Source organism: Zhenpiania hominis, assembly GCF_014333425.1.
GTDB classification, from domain to species: Bacteria; Bacillota; Clostridia; order Peptostreptococcales; family Anaerovoracaceae; genus Hominibacterium; species Hominibacterium hominis.
This window is the reverse complement of record NZ_JACRYT010000002.1, coordinates 117840-133746: the sequence shown is the minus strand read 5'-3', so window position 1 is coordinate 133746 and position 15907 is coordinate 117840. Positions and strand designations below refer to the sequence as shown.

At 48.6% G+C, this 15907-nt stretch carries 17 protein-coding genes; 13 read left to right on the top strand and 4 right to left on the bottom strand.

The window, feature by feature from the left end:
• Positions 1–11 precede the first annotated feature (11 nt).
• From H9L42_RS03440 to H9L42_RS03410, 7 genes are all read left to right on the top strand, one after another.
• The gene (locus H9L42_RS03440) at positions 12–278 is read left to right on the top strand and encodes a DUF4315 family protein (RefSeq protein WP_003508256.1); all 267 of its coding nucleotides are present in this window, start codon (positions 12–14) and stop codon (positions 276–278) included.
• Positions 268–1008 (top strand): DUF4366 domain-containing protein, encoded by a 741-nt coding sequence (locus H9L42_RS03435; protein ID WP_007860202.1) that lies wholly within the window; start codon positions 268–270, stop codon positions 1006–1008. Before H9L42_RS03440 ends, H9L42_RS03435 begins: the two co-directional genes overlap by 11 nt.
• On the top strand, positions 1005–3080 hold the full coding sequence (locus H9L42_RS03430; protein ID WP_007860201.1) for a type IA DNA topoisomerase: 2076 nt from the start codon (positions 1005–1007) through the stop codon (positions 3078–3080). Before H9L42_RS03435 ends, H9L42_RS03430 begins: the two co-directional genes overlap by 4 nt.
• Positions 3077–3445, top strand: coding sequence for a cysteine-rich VLP domain-containing protein (locus H9L42_RS03425; RefSeq protein ID WP_007860200.1), 369 nt, complete (start codon positions 3077–3079; stop codon positions 3443–3445). Before H9L42_RS03430 ends, H9L42_RS03425 begins: the two co-directional genes overlap by 4 nt.
• 126 nt (positions 3446–3571) lie before the next feature.
• Positions 3572–6601 carry an antirestriction protein ArdA gene (locus H9L42_RS03420; RefSeq protein ID WP_007860198.1) on the top strand — a complete coding sequence of 1010 codons (3030 nt, stop codon included), beginning with the start codon at positions 3572–3574 and terminating at the stop codon, positions 6599–6601.
• Between the two features lie 4 nt (positions 6602–6605).
• Positions 6606–6815, top strand: coding sequence for a transposon-transfer assisting family protein (locus H9L42_RS03415; protein ID WP_007860197.1), 210 nt, complete (start codon positions 6606–6608; stop codon positions 6813–6815).
• A gap of 366 nt (positions 6816–7181) precedes the next feature.
• A complete protein-coding gene (locus H9L42_RS03410; protein WP_007860195.1) occupies positions 7182–7943 on the top strand; it encodes a hypothetical protein in 762 nt (253 codons plus the stop codon).
• Between the two features lie 70 nt (positions 7944–8013).
• On the opposite strand, the gene H9L42_RS03405 is transcribed toward H9L42_RS03410, so the two are convergent.
• The 3 genes from H9L42_RS03405 to H9L42_RS03395 form a co-directional block, all read right to left on the bottom strand.
• Positions 8014–9348, bottom strand: a complete 1335-nt coding sequence (locus H9L42_RS03405; RefSeq protein ID WP_007860193.1) for a relaxase/mobilization nuclease domain-containing protein — start codon at positions 9346–9348, stop codon at positions 8014–8016.
• Positions 9309–9638 carry a plasmid mobilization protein gene (locus H9L42_RS03400; protein WP_002584958.1) on the bottom strand — a complete coding sequence of 110 codons (330 nt, stop codon included), beginning with the start codon at positions 9636–9638 and terminating at the stop codon, positions 9309–9311. Before H9L42_RS03400 ends, H9L42_RS03405 begins: the two co-directional genes overlap by 40 nt.
• A 201-nt stretch (positions 9639–9839) precedes the next feature.
• Positions 9840–10196: a helix-turn-helix transcriptional regulator gene (locus H9L42_RS03395; protein WP_002584957.1), complete on the bottom strand. Its 357-nt coding sequence runs from the start codon at positions 10194–10196 to the stop codon at positions 9840–9842.
• 398 nt (positions 10197–10594) lie between these two features.
• Here H9L42_RS03395 and H9L42_RS03390 point away from each other — a divergent pair, with 398 nt between their 5' ends.
• From H9L42_RS03390 to H9L42_RS03365, 6 genes are all read left to right on the top strand, one after another.
• A complete protein-coding gene (locus tag H9L42_RS03390) occupies positions 10595–10780 on the top strand; it encodes a cysteine-rich KTR domain-containing protein (RefSeq protein WP_003431289.1) in 186 nt (61 codons plus the stop codon).
• Positions 10781–10796: 16 nt separating this feature from the next.
• The gene (rlmN, locus tag H9L42_RS03385) at positions 10797–11780 is read left to right on the top strand and encodes a 23S rRNA (adenine(2503)-C(2))-methyltransferase RlmN (protein WP_002584956.1); all 984 of its coding nucleotides are present in this window, start codon (positions 10797–10799) and stop codon (positions 11778–11780) included.
• 473 nt (positions 11781–12253) lie between these two features.
• Positions 12254–12691, top strand: coding sequence for a sigma-70 family RNA polymerase sigma factor (locus H9L42_RS03380; RefSeq protein ID WP_002604474.1), 438 nt, complete (start codon positions 12254–12256; stop codon positions 12689–12691).
• Positions 12675–12917, top strand: coding sequence for a helix-turn-helix domain-containing protein (locus H9L42_RS03375; RefSeq protein WP_002604473.1), 243 nt, complete (start codon positions 12675–12677; stop codon positions 12915–12917). The genes H9L42_RS03380 and H9L42_RS03375 overlap by 17 nt, the downstream gene beginning before the upstream one ends.
• A 47-nt stretch (positions 12918–12964) precedes the next feature.
• Positions 12965–13651, top strand: a complete 687-nt coding sequence (locus H9L42_RS16935; RefSeq protein WP_205123935.1) for a DUF6870 family protein — start codon at positions 12965–12967, stop codon at positions 13649–13651.
• A 95-nt stretch (positions 13652–13746) separates the two neighbouring features.
• Positions 13747–15429, top strand: a complete 1683-nt coding sequence (locus H9L42_RS03365) for a recombinase family protein (protein WP_007860184.1) — start codon at positions 13747–13749, stop codon at positions 15427–15429.
• 83 nt (positions 15430–15512) lie between these two features.
• Here the strand turns inward: H9L42_RS03365 and H9L42_RS17145 are convergent, their stop codons facing one another.
• Positions 15513–15884, bottom strand: coding sequence for a hypothetical protein (locus tag H9L42_RS17145; RefSeq protein ID WP_283243207.1), 372 nt, complete (start codon positions 15882–15884; stop codon positions 15513–15515).
• Positions 15885–15907 lie beyond the last annotated feature (23 nt).

Genomic DNA, 15907 nt, shown 5'->3' with positions numbered 1-15907 from the left:
AGTTTATTTCTATGGCAAACACGAAACTTGACCGTATCGAACGGGATATTGAGAAAACGAGGGCGAAAATCCTTGAATACCAAAAAAGGCTGAAAGACCTTGAAGCGCAGAAAATCGAGGAAGAAAACGCGCAGATCGTTCAAATGGTGAAAGCGGTACACCTCGACGGGGCGCAGCTTGCCGCGTTCCTCTCCGCTTACGCCAGCGGCGAAATTGCCTTGCCGCAGCCGGACGCAGACTATACCGACGAACAGGAGGAAACCGAAGATGAAGCATAAAAAACTGTTTCGCAGCGTTACAGCTTTGCTTGCCGCCCTTGTACTCATGGGCGGCTTTTCTGTTACCGCTTTTGCGGGCGGCGGTGATGTGAGCGACGAGCCGCCTACCCCCGTAACCGAAACCGAGCCGGAAGAAACGACGGGCGGCTATGAGCCGCAGCCCTTAACGCCGGAGGGCAACATGAGCCTTGTGGACGACATAACGGGCGAAGCGTCCGGCGATAAACAATTTATTACCGTCGTTACGAAAAACGGAAACTATTTTTACATCATCATTGACCGCGCCGAGGACGGAGAAAACACCGTCCATTTCCTCAATCAAGTTGATGAAAAAGACCTTTTGCAGCTTATGGAGGACGAACAGACCGAAACCCCCGCTTGTAGCTGTACTGAAAAATGCGTTGCCGGAAGCGTCAACACCGATTGCCCCGTTTGCAGCGTCAACATGAGCGAGTGCGCGGGCAAGGAAGCCGAGCCGGAGCCGGAAGAAACCGAGCAGCCGGAGCCGGAGGAAGATAAAGGCGGCGGCATGGGCGGTGCTATTCTGCTTGTCGTGCTGCTTGTTGCCGCAGCGGGCGGCGGCGCGTTCTACTACTTTAAGATTTTGAAGTCCAAAAAGGACGCGGCGAAAGGCAGCAACAACCTTGACGACCTTGATTTTGACGAGGACGACGAGGAAACGGAAGAAGTCGAAACCGAACAGACCGAGCAGGAGGACGAAAATCTATGAAATTGGTAATTGCAGAAAAACCGAGCGTCGGGGCGGCGATTGCCGCCGTTATTGGCGCAAATGAAAAGTGCAGCGGATATTATGAGGGCGGCGGCTACCTTGTGTCGTGGTGTGTCGGGCATTTGATTAGCCTTGCAGACGCGGCGACCTACAACGAGCAGTACCGTAAATGGAAGTACGACGATCTCCCCATTGTCCCGCAGGAGTGGCGGTTTATCGTTGCCAGCGGCAAGGAGCAGCAGTTTTCTATTCTCAAAGACCTTATGCACCGCAGCGACGTTACCGAGATTGTCAATGCGTGCGACAGCGGGCGCGAGGGAGAACTCATTTTCCGTTTTGTCTATGACCAGGCGAATTGCAAAAAGCCCTTTTCCCGCCTTTGGATTAGCAGCATGGAAGAAAGCGCAATCCGCGAGGGCTTTTCAAACCTCAAAGACGGGCGCGGTTATGACAACCTGTATCAATCCGCGCTTTGCAGAGCAAAGGCCGATTGGCTCATTGGCATTAACGCGACCCGCCTTTTCTCTATCCTCTACCATAAAACATTGAATGTCGGCAGAGTGCAAACGCCCACCCTTGCAATGCTGGTAAACCGCGACTATGCAATCAGCAGCTTTAAGAAAGAGAAATATCATGTCGTCCGGCTGGACGTTGGCGGCGTTGCCGCCCTTTCCGAAAGGCAGGACGACGAAGCGGCGGCGCGGCAGATGAAAGCGGCTTGCGAGAAATCGCAGGCCGTTTGCACTTCTCTTAAAAAAGAGAAAAAGACCGCAGCCCCGCCGAAACTGTTTGACCTTACTTCTTTGCAGCGGGAAGCAAACCGCCTATTTGGATTTACGGCGAAACAGACCCTTGACTATGCGCAAGCCCTCTATGAAAAACGGCTTTTGACCTATCCCCGCACCGACAGTAAATATATCACTTCCGATATGGAGGGCAGCACAAAGGAACTCATTACCGGGCTTTGTTCGCTGCTTCCCTTTATGCGGGACGTGAAGCTGCAAGCAGACCTTACAAGGGTTTGCGACAACAGCAAAGTAACCGACCACCACGCTATTTTGCCGACAGCCGAGTTTTTGAAAACGGGCTTTTCTTCCCTTACCGACAGCGAAACAAAACTTATGACCCTTGTATGCGCGAAGCTGCTTTGCGCCGCAGCCGCGCCCTATGAATATGAAGCGGTTACGGCGGTTATCTCTTGCGGCGGTTATACCTTTACCGCAAAGGGAAAGACGACGCTTTGCGAGGGGTGGCGTGAGATTGAAAAGCTGTCCCGCGCCGCGTCCGAGGAACAGGACGAGGACGCAGAGCCGGAAACCGTTTTGCCGCCGCTTGCCGAGGGGCAGACCTTTGACAATCCGGCAGCGGAGATCTCCGAGTGTTACACGCAGCCCCCGAAAGCATATACCGAAGATACGCTTCTGTCCGCTATGGAGAACGCGGGCAAGGAAGAAACGCCGGAGGACGCAGAGCGCAAAGGGTTAGGCACTACCGCAACGCGGGCGGGTATCATTGAAAAACTCATTAGTGCGGGCTTTGCCGAGCGCAAGGGCAAAAAGCTAATCCCCACAAAGGACGGGTATAACCTTGCCGCTATCCTGCCCGAAGTCCTTACGTCCCCGCAGCTTACGGCAGAATGGGAAACCCGCCTTACCGGGATTGCCAAAGGCAGCGACAGCCCGGACGATTTCATGCGCAGCATTGAGGAAATGACAGCGGGGCTTGTCAAAACCTATTCCGCGATTTCCGAAGATAAAGCGAAGCTGTTTACCCCGCAGCGGGAAGCAATCGGCACTTGCCCCCGTTGCGGCGCGACGGTTTACGAGGGCAAGAAAAACTACTACTGTTCCGACAGGGCTTGCAGCTTTGTCATGTGGAAAAATGACTTGTTCTTTCAGCAGCGCAAAAAGACTTTCACAAAGGCGATTGCCGCCGCCCTTTTGAAAGACGGAAAGGTAAAAATCAAGGGTATGTACTCCACCAAAACGGGAAAGACCTTTGACGGGGTTGTGCTGCTTGCCGACACAGGCGGCAAGTATGTAAACTTCCGCGTCGAGCAGAACCGAAAATGATTAGGCTTGATGAAAAGCAGTATCGAGCCGTTAAGAAAATGACCCGCGCCGCGTGCGCCAACAACGATTGCGGGAACTGTCTGCTATTGGACGACGGGGAAACTTGCGTGTGTGTGCAGAGTATCAGCTATTCGCTGTTATGCCGTTATTTCCGCGAAGCGGTTTTACCCGCAGACAGGCAGCTTTGCGAACAGATCACCCGCAGCGGGGAAACCGATTTGAAGCGTTGCGCGGTATGCGGCAGCACGTTTGCGGCGGGCAGCAATCGGGCGAAATACTGTCCCGATTGTGCGGCAAAGATACGCCGCAGGCAGAAAGCGGAAAGTGAGAGAAACAGGCGTTTACGGATAAAAACAACTACATAGCAAGCACAGCAAACGAGTACCCGTTTGCGAGAAATGCCCGCGCTGCTCTTGGAACGGCGCGGGCATTTTGCTTGTTGGGATAGTCCCAAACCCTTATATGACCGAGAAAGGACGTGATGAAACAATATGCCGTACACCTCATACGACCATGACAAATTAGAAGCCGCCGAAACCATGCGGATAGAACGCCGGATATATTTTGAAGCAAAGGACGGAGATATTGCCCCTTATGCTTCCTTGCCGATTGCGCAGCTACTTTCCATGCGCAGCGAAAGCGCGGCGGCAGAACAGGCGATTTTTGACAGCTTAAAGGAGCAAGCCGCCGCATGGGAAGAACAGGCGGGGAAAACGCTTTTGCTGGATAAAGCACTTGAATATGTGAGAACGCCGCACGTCCAGCACACCGCTAATGAGTGGCAGAAAAATGAATATGACCGATATACCCGCAGCAACCGGGTATATCAGATGAATTACTACATTTACGAGAATACCCGCTATGACAAAGAAGCGCAGAAATCTATCCCGTATTCATGGACGCTTACATGGAGCGTGCGCACCAACAGCCCAAGCAGAACCCAAGCGAAGATTGCCGGACAAGATAGAAAGGTTTTCACCGATAAGGCGGCTATGGAAAAGTATCTGAATGGGCGTATCAAAGCGTATGACCGCTTGTTTACGGAAATCTCCCCGCCTATCCCGCAGGAGTACGCCGACTATTTCAAAGTAAACGGTATGCTCATGCCGGACTACACCATAGAGGGCGAAGAACCCCCGCAGCAGCAACAGGCGGCAGCTATCCCCGAAAATACCGGGCAGGAAAAGGAGCGTGAACACATGAGCGAACAGTTTTCTATTATGATAGGCAACCGCAGCCGCTTTGAAGCGGGCGACCCAAGCGGCTATTGGCTGGATATGCCTGCCACAAAGGAGCAGTTACACGAAGCTATGCGGAACGTAGGCATTACCGCAGACAACCCGCAGGATTTTTCCATTCGCGGCTATTCCGACGACCCGGAGAAACATATTGCTTTGCCTTATGAAATGGTATGCGCCGCCGACGTGGACGAACTCAATTTTCTTGCGGCGCAGCTCGAACAGCTTGACCCCGCCGAGGTTGGCAAGCTGAACGCAGCTTTGCAGCAGAAAAACGGGCTTGCAAATATCGGACAGGTAATTGACTTCACCTACAACGTGGATTTTTACGTCCATATCCCCGAAGTACATACCTACCGCGATTTGGGCGACTATTACTTATATCAATCCGGCATGGTACAAATGCCCGAAGAATGGAAAGGCGGCATTGACCTTACTACTTTCGGCAGGAACGCCGCCGCGCAGGAAAAAGGCGCGTTTACCGAATACGGCTATATCGTGGAAAGCGGCGACGAGTGGGAACGGCAGTTTGAGGGGCGCGAAGTGCCGGAGGAATACCGCATTATGAGTTACCCGCAGCGGTCGCGCGGCGAACAGGACAAAGCCTATATGGACGCAGCCGAAACGCAGCAAGCAGCCGTACAGGCCGCAGAGCCGCAGCAGCCCCGCCCCGTCGTCCCCATTATCCTTACTTCCGAAAAGCCCGCCGAAAAGGTAAAGGAGATCACCGCCCGTTTGGAACAGGGCGTACAAGCGATTTTTGACAGCGACCGCTACAAAGAGTTTCTAACCGCTATGTCGAAGTTCCATGATTATAGTTTGAATAACACTATCCTAATTGCTATGCAGGGCGGCAATTTAGTAATGGGCTTCCGTCAATGGGAAAAGGAGTTTGACCGCCATGTAAAGAAAGGCGAGAAAGGCATTAAAATCTTTGCCCCCGCACCCTACAAGGTGAAAAAGCTGGTTGATAAAATCGACCCCGAAACGAGAAAGCCCATGCTTGACCGCGAGGGAAAAGTGGTAAAGGAAGAAACGGAAATCACCGTCCCCGCCTTTAAGGTTATAACCGTCTTTGATATTTCGCAGACCGAGGGCAAGGAGTTTCCCGACCTTTCCGTTAAACCGCTGCTTGCCGATGTGGAGCAGTACGAGGATTTTTTCGCCGCCCTTGAAAAAGCGTCCCCCGTCCCGATTACTTTTGAACAGATTACAAACGGCGCAAACGGGTATTTCAGTCTAACCGACAAGCGCATTGCAATCAAAGAGGGCGTGAGTGAATTACAGGCGGTAAAGACCGCCATTCACGAAATCGCCCATGCGAAGCTGCACGACGTGGACTTGAACGCCCCGCCGGAAGAACAAAACCGCGTTGACCGCCATACCCGCGAGGTAGAAGCGGAAAGCGTCGCTTACACCGTCTGCCAGCACTTTGGGCTTGATACGTCCGATTATTCTTTCGGCTATGTGGCGGGTTGGAGCAGCGGCAAGGAAATGACCGAGTTAAAAGCGTCCCTTGAAACGATACAGGCCACCGCAAAGGAACTCATTACCGAGATTGAGGGGCATTTTACCGAGTTGCAGCAGCAACGGCAAGCCGAGCAGGAACAGCAAACCCCCGTATTTGACAAGCTGCCGCCCGAACAGCAGCAAGCCTTGTCCGACACCGTAAAAAACACCTTGCAAATGCTGGTTGACGCAGATAAGCGGATTTATGGCGACGTTACAGGCAAGACCCTTGAAGCAATCGCGGCGCAAGGATATTCCTACAAGGACGGGCAGCTTGAAAAGCAGCAGCCGGAAGCGACCCCCGAAAGCCTTTTGACGGGTGAAACCGTTAGAACGCCGAGGGGCAATTTTCATATTACCGATATGAGCCGGGAACAGATCGAAGCGTCGGGCTTTGGTTTTCACCATGCGTCGGAGGACGGGAAGTATCTCATTATGGGGAACGGCACACAGGCTTACGCCATAGCCGCCGAGCAGCCGCAGCGGGATAATCCCTTAAAGCACGTCGAGGACACCATAGAGCAGAACGACAACAATTTTGACGGGATTATCAATAACACGCCGCAAACGCCCACCGTCGCAGATTTGGAGCAGCGGGCAAAGGCGGGCGAAGCAATTTCCGTTACCGACCTTGCGAAAGCGGTAAAAGCCGAGAAACGGGAGCAGCCGCAGAAAAAGCCCTCTATTCTGAAAAAGCTGGACGAGTATAAGAAACAGGCGGCGCAGCAGCCGAAAGATAAACAGAAAGAGCATAAAAAGGATTTGGAGGTTTGATAGCATGAATATCTGCTTTACCATAGAGGAAGAAAACATTGTTGCGATCTACGCCGAGGACAGCCGAGAAACAACGCTTGAAAATATCCTTGCCGCCATGCCCTACATGGACGAGGATATGCGTCAGCTTGCCGCCGCAACGGTAAACAAGCTGCAAGCCATGACGGACAGCGAGTTTTCTGAACGGGAGTTTATCTTGACCGACGAGGAATAGTCCATAGAAAACAGGGGCGCGGTTGCCGATTTCCGGCGCCGCGCCCCTGTTCTTTTTTGTCCTTGCGTGGACAATTAGAAAGCCGTTTTTGCGGGTTTGAATATAAAGTATCGTCTACGCCGTTTCCCCGCGCTGGAAGCCGCAGAAATACAGGCGTTTTCAGCCCTTAACATTCCACTTGTTACCCTTGCTTTTCTAAATTAACCGAGCAACAATTTTGAATTTGCATGGGTGATAGTAAAACCCATTTTCTTTAATCCATGTCTTTTCATATTTCTTGGTAGAATGAAACAGTTGGATATGGTATAATAAAAAAGCACATTGTGCTTTTTAGAACTCTAAATTCAATAAATGAGGTGCAAAGGAATGAGGAAACTTCTATGTGCCATTTCGATGGCAGCTTTATTGGTAAGTATGACGGCCTGCAATTCATCGCAGGATAATTTTACGCCTGATTATGAATCGGCGATAGGGGCAATTTTTATAAACAATGAGCAAGAGTTGCCGGAAAATACAAAGGTCTATGCGGATTTTGCAGATAATAGCTACTCATTTGATTTGGACGCTGCTTGCGTATATTATTTCTCTGCCAGTGCAGATGTTGCTTATGCTGGAGATCAGAACTTTACCAGTATGACGTTTGGGGCAAACTTGGACAATGATTCCGTGGGTGCTGAAGGCGCGATAGCATATCTTCCGCAAGAGGAATCCGAAAACTCTGTTACAGCTTACTATCTGTATCATGATGAAGAAGGGGTATATTTTGATACAGAAACTTATTTTGACCGCATGGAAATCACTGATCAATGTGCCATGACAGGAATTGATTATTCCTGCCAAGTTACATTTGAAATTCAACAACCGACAACATCTTTTTCCATGATATATTATGATGAAAACCATTCGGAAATCTCCAAAACAGATTACACCCCAGAGGAAGTTACTGACTATCAAACCTTTGAATTAGGGAGTGAAGTTGGTTCGGTGGAAATCATTTGTTATGACGCTAATGGTTCAGAATTAGAAACAATGACAATTACTCCGGATAATCCCAGTACGGTGATTTGTTTTGATGATGGAGGGCAGATTCTTGCCAGCCGGTATCTCCGCTTTACTTGGGAAAAGTAATCTTGAGTTATCAAGCAGTACCAGTAAGGACAGCCGAGTAAATCGACTGTCCTTTTTATTTATGTTTGGTTTATCGCTCCTGCTCCCGCGCCTTGCTTTGGGACGGGTAAAGAATACTATCGACGTTCTTTTTGACAATGCCGTACTCCTGCATTTGCTTTTTCGCTTGGCGGTAATCCTCATACAATTTGCTTTTCCTGTCGTTTAAGCTGCTATACTCCTTGCGCAGCGCGGCGAGATCGGGCAGCTTCTTTATCTGCATTTCCCGGAGTGCCTTTGCCGCAGCTTCAAACAGGATAATTTCGCTTTCATGCCCCCGCAGATACTTTTCCTTGTCCCGCGACTTCTTGTATTCCTCGTAAATCGGTTTTAACTGTCGGTATGTGGTGGTGTGCTTGATAAGCAGCGACAAATCAGACATACGCTGTTCTACCTCTTTAACCGCCCTTGCCGCCGCGTCATGGGCGGTCATAATATCCGCAATTTTGCTTTCAAGGTCGCTGTAATACTCAATCTTGTTTTCGGTTAGGAAGTTCATGCTTTTAGCAGCCTGTTTCAGATTATGGATTTTCGCCCACCGTTCATAGCCCGCCGACTGTTGGGCTTTGATACTGTTTTCAAGATCGACGACAAGCCGGATTTTCTTATCTTCCCGCAGCGTTTTTGTTTTGGCAACATACACGCCCTTGATACGCTCCTTTATCGCTTCTTCCGTATAGGCCGCGCCGAGCGTCTTTGTGCGGGTAAACCGTTCCTGTCCGGCAGCGCGAAAGGAAATGTATTTGCCCTGTTTGATTTCATACCCCATTTCCTGCAAGCGGCGCAGCAGTTCGTCAAAATCTTTCACTTGGGGAATGAGAGTATCTATCGCCGTTTTCAGCTTTGCTTTGTAGCTTGTCCCTTGCTTTTCGGCGGTGTATTCTGCATAGCTTTTTCCCTTGTCCTGTCCCGGTACGACGACGGATAGCCCATGCTCTTTACATATCCTGTCGCTGGTGCGCCGGATAAAGTGATAGCTTTGCTTGTTGGAATGGTACTTTTTGTAGTCAACGAAGCTAACCGCGTTGAAAATCAAGTGATTATGCAGATGGTCTTTATCGACGTGAGTTGTCAAAACAAACTCATACTTGCCGCCTAATACCGCCCCGGCAAGTTCCATGCCGATTTTGTGCGCTTCTTCCGGTGTGGTTTCTCCCACCGCAAAGGATTGTATCAAGTGCCGCCCTAAATGTGTGCCGCGATCTCCGGCAGCTTCCCGCGTCCATGCAAACTCAATATCGGCGGTTTCCAGCCCGCAGCCGAAAGAGGACGCAAGCAGCTTCCCGTCTGTCTTTTCGGGATTTAAGATATAGTCTATCGCAGCCTTTAAGGTTGATTTAATAGGGTGCGTCTTTGTAACCGCCATATCTCGTCCACCGCCTTTTTAATGTCCTCTATATCCTGCCTGTAAACCGTCCCCGTCGCATTGGCGCGTTTTGCAATTTGGTTGATGTTCCGGCTCACCGCTTGCAGTTCCCGGATATATGCTTTTGTGTCGCTTCGGTCAACGACAAGAATATACCCGTCTATCGCCATTTTACGGAAGTATGCCCCATACTGCTTTATGGGAAGCTGCTTCATCTTCTCGTCGATCAGCCGCTTTTCTTCTTCCGTAACGTAAAACTTCATCTGTATATTTCTCTTTCGGTTTTCCATTTCCGCACCGCCTTTCGGTATAAGGGTTTGGGATTATCCCAACAAGCATTTTCCGCAAACGGGTACTCGTTTGCTGTGCTTGCTATCTACTCCATACCCCCACCGAAAGGCGGTATTTGTTGCGCGTTCCTTTGATTTTGGACGCAAAAAAAGATTGCAGCCGCCATGCGCTGCAATCTCCCGATTTCTCATATTGTGAGGTTAATCCTCTGCTTTTTCGACTTCCGTTATCTCCCTTGCTGTTGCGGTTACAATCCGTATGCCTTTATCGCTCATACCGTCCAGCAGCGCGTCAAGCTGCCGCCGCCCGGTGGATTTCTCCGCATTGCTGTTCGGGAAGAAAAATTGATCTACCGAAATATGATACCGGGTTACAAGGTCATAGAATACCTGTAAACTCGGCTGTTGTCCCTTGTTCTCGATATTCGCAAGGTAGCGCGGGGAAATATATAACTCGTCGCTTACCTTTTTGCGGCTCTCGCCGTATTCATTTCTCGCGGCTTTTATAGCTGCCCCGAAAGCCTTAAAGTCGTACAATGGTACGGGTCTTTTTGCCATTTTCATTCACCCTGTTACATTTTACAGTTCACCTTTCTTTTTGGATATGTCCACACAATTCATATCATTAGGTTAAATACTTCCTGTTGTGTATTGACAGTAGACTGATTTTCTGATAAAATAAAATTTATGTAAAAGGAGGCGGCGTTTATGTTGCATAGCATGCGTATTAGATAAGCATTGAAAAAAAGGATTTTCCCATTTTCAACATGGGCTTTTTTGTCATGCTTATTTTGCGGATGCTATACAAAAAACTAACGACGTATAGATATAGTATAGACATAGTGCAAGCTATGCCTTAGTTTTGTTGTACTGCTCTGTGCATTATAAATGCAGGTCAATGCTCATGTTGAGGATTGACCTGCATTTTTTTGTGTAAAAAGGACGAGTGAAATATAATGCTTAAAAAATATTGGATAAAATGTCCGATTTGTAACGGAAAGACGAGAGTTCAAGTATTTCATAATACTGTATTAAAAGATTTTCCTCTTTTCTGCCCTAAATGCAAATTGACGCATATCATTGATGTAGAAAAATTAGAGATTGTAATCAAAAATACAGAAAAACAAACTTTTATTATTTAGAAGAAAGGATATAAAAATGAAACGTTTACCTAAATATACGCCTGCGGAAGTACGGAATGATCCATACGGATTTACTTACAAAGAAATGTCGGAAGTTATTGGCGAGAATGAAGCAAAAGCCTTATATGAAGAATTATATAAGCAATTACCACGCAAAAAAAATCTATCAATGTTGGTAAAAAATATTTGCAAAAGCAGTGATACTGAAAAGTATGTTTACGAACTGAAAGACAACAAATACATTGAAACGGTTTTTATCAAGCGGCGAGATGGTGGAACTGTTTGCGTGAGCACACAAGTCGGTTGTCCTGTTGGTTGTATTTTTTGTGAGTCCGGGCGAAATGGCTTTGTTCGTAATCTAACATCGTCAGAAATCGTACAACAGATTATATTGTTGCGTCGAAAAGTAAACCGTATCGTTTTTATGGGTATGGGAGAGCCTTTATTCAATTATGACAACTTGATAAAAGCAATCCATATTCTCCGAGATAGATATGGGCTCAACTTTCCAACCGACGGCATTACCATATCAACAGTTGGTCCGGTCGATCAATTAAAAAAATTGCGCGAGGAACATCTTAAAATTCAGTTGACAATATCTTTACACGCAGCAACACAATCTGCAAGAAATCGTATTATTCCTCACATGCGCATATATGCTATTGAAGATGTTGTTAAGCAAGCCTTATCCTATTCTGAAAGGCATAATCGCAAAATTGTCTTTGCGTATTTGCTTTTACCGGGTATAAATGACCGGCCCTCAGATGTAAGACAACTTGCAAAATGGTTTCGGGGCAAAAAAGTTATGATTAACGTGTTACAATACAACCCAACAAGCAATTCAAGAATTAAAGCACCACAGAAACGGGAAATAGTTGCATTCAAACATCAATTAGAGCAAGCAGGACTTGAAGTTACTATGAGAGTTTCTCATGGCAGAGAGATTAACGCGGCTTGTGGACAGTTAGCTAACACATATAATAAATTCAAAAAAAAATGATTAAAAGTGCCAGACGCATAGACGCAGAGCCGATAACGCATTAGGTCAAAAAACCTATGTGTTATCGGCTTTTTTATTTAATATTGCGCAAAAGCCGCTGTTCCCTATTATAGAATGGATTGCGGGTAGTGTATTAAAGTCGCCCTTTTTTAAGGATACGGCGGTATCGGGGAGGTATCGCCGTGTCCATTTTTATTTACTGTAACCCGCCTAATGCTTTGCGGTCAAAAAAAGCTATGCTCCGCAAGCGGGATATTCCGGCTATGAATGTGAACTGTCAATACATTTAGCTACTGCTTACATTTCCTTTGCGCCCGTCCGCGTCTTGCGGACGGGCGCATTTTGCTTTTTTCAACTTTTTTCTGAAAAGCGCACTCAAGAGCCATCTCCCGAACGGGTACGGAGCGAAAGGGGCAGAGAGGACAAGCCCTTAACTCCCGTCCTCTACTCCACGCGGGAAGGAGGTGAACTCTATGGAGCTATCTTCTTCCGACAAGGAAAGAATACAACATCAGTACGACGCATTAGCAAAGAAAACTTTGGTCGGCGAAGCGAAAAGCCACCGCCGCACTCTTGCGAAACGCGCAGCACGCGAAGTTACTTTTTCGGATTTGAGCGAAAGCGAACTCGCGCAGCTTTTCACAACGGACGAATACGAAAGCGATTATTTCCGTTTTCAAGTGTCCGGCTTTGATGTACTCGTCAAAAATGAACTGCTTGCCGAAGCCCTTAACGCTTTGCCCGAAAGGAAACGCGACATTATCCTTTTGTCCTACTTCTTGGATATGAGCGACGCGGAAATTGGCGAACTGCTGAATGTTGTACGCACGACGGTTTTCCGGCACAGGAAATCCGCGCTTGCGAAAATCAAACAGTATTTGGAGGGAAAAGCAGATGATGAATACCGTTAGGAAATCTGAAAATCTGTTGCCGTTCCCTGTCATTTCCGCAGCGGCAAACGGCGACACAACCGCCATGTGCGCGATCTTGAAGCATTACGAGGGTTACATAGCGAAACTTTGTACCCGCACGCTGAAAGACGACGCGGGCAATACCTATTCCTATGTGGACGAGGAAATGCGTAACAGGCTGCAAGTGCGCCTTATTACCCGCACCCTTGCTTTTCATGTAGGATAATCTTTTAGCCCATGCGGGGAGCGTGTCCCCTTTCCACGATTCCCGTTATGGGCTATTTGTCGTTCCGCAAAAGCATATCCGCTGTTGATGTGCTTTTGCAGGCCGACAAAGCCTATTGTAACTTGACAAAGAAAGCGACCTTTGGTGCGCAGCATAACAGGCAACGGGTACATTCCGTCTGTATCGAGCCAGTCGGCGGGTACGCCATGACAGCTTTTCCCCTACGGGGAAAAGTCGAGCGACAACTACCGCGCCGTAAAACAGGTTTAGCAGCTTGTGGGCGACGACATACAAGGCGGCACAATGATACTCCCGCGTTGAACACCCTCAAAGTATTGCGCGGCGCACCCATAAGCATGGGCCGGGGTGAAACTCCCGTGAGGTTGCAGCTAACAACCGCCCGTTTCAGCCTTATTTCTCATATCGTACAAGCCGGAGCGCATATTCTGTACTATGCCGCTAACCGGGAGGGAAAGAAGATGATTACCAAGTTACAACTTCAACAAATGAGAAATGTTGATATTACACAGGTTGACCGCAGCACTTTGGTTGATATTCGTAATATCCATATTGACAGTTCTTTGCCAGCAGCAAAGAAAATGCAAAGCTACTTTGAGCAGATTGTAAATCCATACTGTTTTCTTTGTGGTGATACACCCGTAAGAATACGGTTTGTCGCAGAGGATAGAACGCTAAAGCAATCATTGTGTGATTACTTTTTAAGTCTGAAATAACCGCCGACTTTCCCTAACTCTACGGGTAAAGACCTTGTGATTACGGGGCGAAAATGGTATAATTAACTCGTAATTATAGGGGGAAAGGAGGTATAATGCCCCGCATACGCAAAGACAAAATGGCACGCAGTTATGCAGAGCCGTTTTGGAAAATTGGGCTATACATTCGACTATCCAGAGAGGACGACAACGAGGACGAAAGCGAGAGTGTTATCAACCAAGAAAAGATACTCCGCGACTTTGTAGACAGCTATTTTGAGCCGGGAACCTATGTGATTGTAGACGTGTTTGCCGACGACGGATTGACAGGCACCGACACAGCGCGACCAAACTTCAAACGGCTTGAGGGCTGCATTGTCCGCAAAGAAGTAAACTGCATGATTATCAAATCCCTTGCACGCGGTTTCCGCAACCTTGCCGATCAACAAAAGTTTTTGGAGGAGTTCATACCCATTCACGGCGCAAGGTTTATTTGCACAGGCACGCCATTTATTGACACTTACGCTAACCCCCATTCTGCAAGCGGTCTTGAAGTACCTATTAGGGGAATGTTCAATGAGCAGTTTGCCGCGACCACTTCCGAAGAAATCCGCAAAACATTCAAGATGAAACGGGAGCGCGGCGAGTTCATAGGCGCGTTTGCCCCTTATGGCTACAAGAAAGACCCAAACGACAAAAACAGCTTGATTGTAGATGAAGAAGCAGCGGAAGTTGTCAAAAGCATTTACCATTGGTTTGTCAATGAGGGGTACAGTAAAATGGGGATTGCAAAGCGGCTTAACCAAATGGGAGAGCCGAACCCCGAAGCCTATAAGAAGAAAAAAGGCTTTAAGTATAACAACCCTAATTCCGACAAAAACGATGGTTTGTGGTCTGCCAGCACGATTGCAAGGATATTGCAAAATGAAGTTTATACGGGCGTAATGGTGCAAGGCCGTAACCGCGTAATAAGCTACAAAGTACACAAGCAGATCAACGTCCCCGAAGAAGAATGGTTTGTCGTCCCCAACACACACGAAGCGATTATTGACAGGGAAACATTCGAGAAAGCGCAAGCCCTACATAAGCGCGACACAAGGACAGCCCCCGGCAAACAGGAAGTCTATCTCATGTCCGGCTTTGTCCGTTGCGCGGATTGCAAAAAGGCCATGCGGCGCAAAACCGCCCGTGATATTGCCTACTACTCTTGCCGTAGCTACACCGATAAGAAGATTTGCAGCAAACATTCTATCCGGCAAGACAAGTTGGAAAACGCGGTATTGGCAGCGTTGCAAATGCAAATTGCCCTTGTAGATCGGCTTGCAGAAGAAATTGAACGGATTAACAACGCGCCTGTTATCAACCGGGAAAGCAAGAGATTATCCCATTCCTTGAAACAGGCAGAAAAGCAGCTAAAACAGTACAATGACGCTTCCGACAGCTTGTACCTTGATTGGAAAAGCGGTGAGATTACCAAAGAGGAATATCGCCGCTTGAAAGGCAAGATTGCAGAACAGATACAACAGCTTGAAGCGAACATCTCCTATCTGAAAGAGGAAATGCAGGTAATGGCTGATGGTATCGGAACCGACGACCCGTATCTAACCGCCTTTCTGAAATACAAAAACATTCAGAGCCTTAACCGCGGGATTATGGTTGAACTCGTAAAAGCGGTTTGGGTGCATGAGAACGGGGAAATAACGGTTGACTTCAATTTTGCCGACGAGTACCAGCGAATTATTGATTACATTGAGAATAACCACAACGTTATCCGAGTGATTGAGAACAAGGCAATCTAACGGCTTGCCTACTCAACACAAAGGAAAATCTAATGTTGTGCATAAATACACGGCTCTACAGGGCCCACCGGGGCCACCGGATCTCAGGGTCCCATCGGTCCGCAGGGACCGGAGGGTGAACAGGGTCCAACCGGGCCTACGGGGGCAACGGGCCCTTCCGGAGCGACCGGACCCAGCGGCCCAACCGGCCCAACGGGAGCGACAGGCCCTTCCGGCGCGACCGGACCCAGCGGCCCAACTGGCCCAACGGGAGCAACGGGGCCTTCCGGCGCGACCGGTCCCAGCGGTCCAACAGGCCCTACCGGTCCAACAGGTCCGACAGGAGCGACGGGCCCTTCCGGAGAAGCAGGGGCTGCAGGTACAACTGGCGCCACAGGTATTGCGGCAACCGTCAGGATCGGTACTGTTACTACGGCAAATCCGGAGCAAGACGCCGCGGTTACTAATTCCGGCACGGATCAGAACGCGATTTTTGATT

What these genes read in the sequence shown, in the direction of transcription:
- H9L42_RS03390 (WP_003431289.1), top strand. Translation starts at nt 10,595, where the DNA reads ATGCTTAAAAAATATTGGATAAAATGTCCGATTTGTAACGGAAAGACG.
- H9L42_RS03410 (WP_007860195.1), top strand. Translation starts at nt 7,182, where the DNA reads ATGAGGAAACTTCTATGTGCCATTTCGATGGCAGCTTTATTGGTAAGT.
- H9L42_RS03400 (WP_002584958.1), bottom strand. Translation starts at nt 9,638, where the DNA reads ATGGAAAACCGAAAGAGAAATATACAGATGAAGTTTTACGTTACGGAA.
- H9L42_RS03440 (WP_003508256.1), top strand. Translation starts at nt 12, where the DNA reads ATGGCAAACACGAAACTTGACCGTATCGAACGGGATATTGAGAAAACG.
- rlmN (WP_002584956.1), top strand. Translation starts at nt 10,797, where the DNA reads ATGAAACGTTTACCTAAATATACGCCTGCGGAAGTACGGAATGATCCA.
- H9L42_RS03365 (WP_007860184.1), top strand. Translation starts at nt 13,747, where the DNA reads ATGCCCCGCATACGCAAAGACAAAATGGCACGCAGTTATGCAGAGCCG.
- H9L42_RS03420 (WP_007860198.1), top strand. Translation starts at nt 3,572, where the DNA reads ATGCCGTACACCTCATACGACCATGACAAATTAGAAGCCGCCGAAACC.
- H9L42_RS03375 (WP_002604473.1), top strand. Translation starts at nt 12,675, where the DNA reads ATGATGAATACCGTTAGGAAATCTGAAAATCTGTTGCCGTTCCCTGTC.
- H9L42_RS03380 (WP_002604474.1), top strand. Translation starts at nt 12,254, where the DNA reads ATGGAGCTATCTTCTTCCGACAAGGAAAGAATACAACATCAGTACGAC.
- H9L42_RS03435 (WP_007860202.1), top strand. Translation starts at nt 268, where the DNA reads ATGAAGCATAAAAAACTGTTTCGCAGCGTTACAGCTTTGCTTGCCGCC.
- H9L42_RS03425 (WP_007860200.1), top strand. Translation starts at nt 3,077, where the DNA reads ATGATTAGGCTTGATGAAAAGCAGTATCGAGCCGTTAAGAAAATGACC.
- H9L42_RS16935 (WP_205123935.1), top strand. Translation starts at nt 12,965, where the DNA reads ATGGGCTATTTGTCGTTCCGCAAAAGCATATCCGCTGTTGATGTGCTT.
- H9L42_RS03395 (WP_002584957.1), bottom strand. Translation starts at nt 10,196, where the DNA reads ATGGCAAAAAGACCCGTACCATTGTACGACTTTAAGGCTTTCGGGGCA.
- H9L42_RS03405 (WP_007860193.1), bottom strand. Translation starts at nt 9,348, where the DNA reads ATGGCGGTTACAAAGACGCACCCTATTAAATCAACCTTAAAGGCTGCG.
- H9L42_RS03415 (WP_007860197.1), top strand. Translation starts at nt 6,606, where the DNA reads ATGAATATCTGCTTTACCATAGAGGAAGAAAACATTGTTGCGATCTAC.
- H9L42_RS03430 (WP_007860201.1), top strand. Translation starts at nt 1,005, where the DNA reads ATGAAATTGGTAATTGCAGAAAAACCGAGCGTCGGGGCGGCGATTGCC.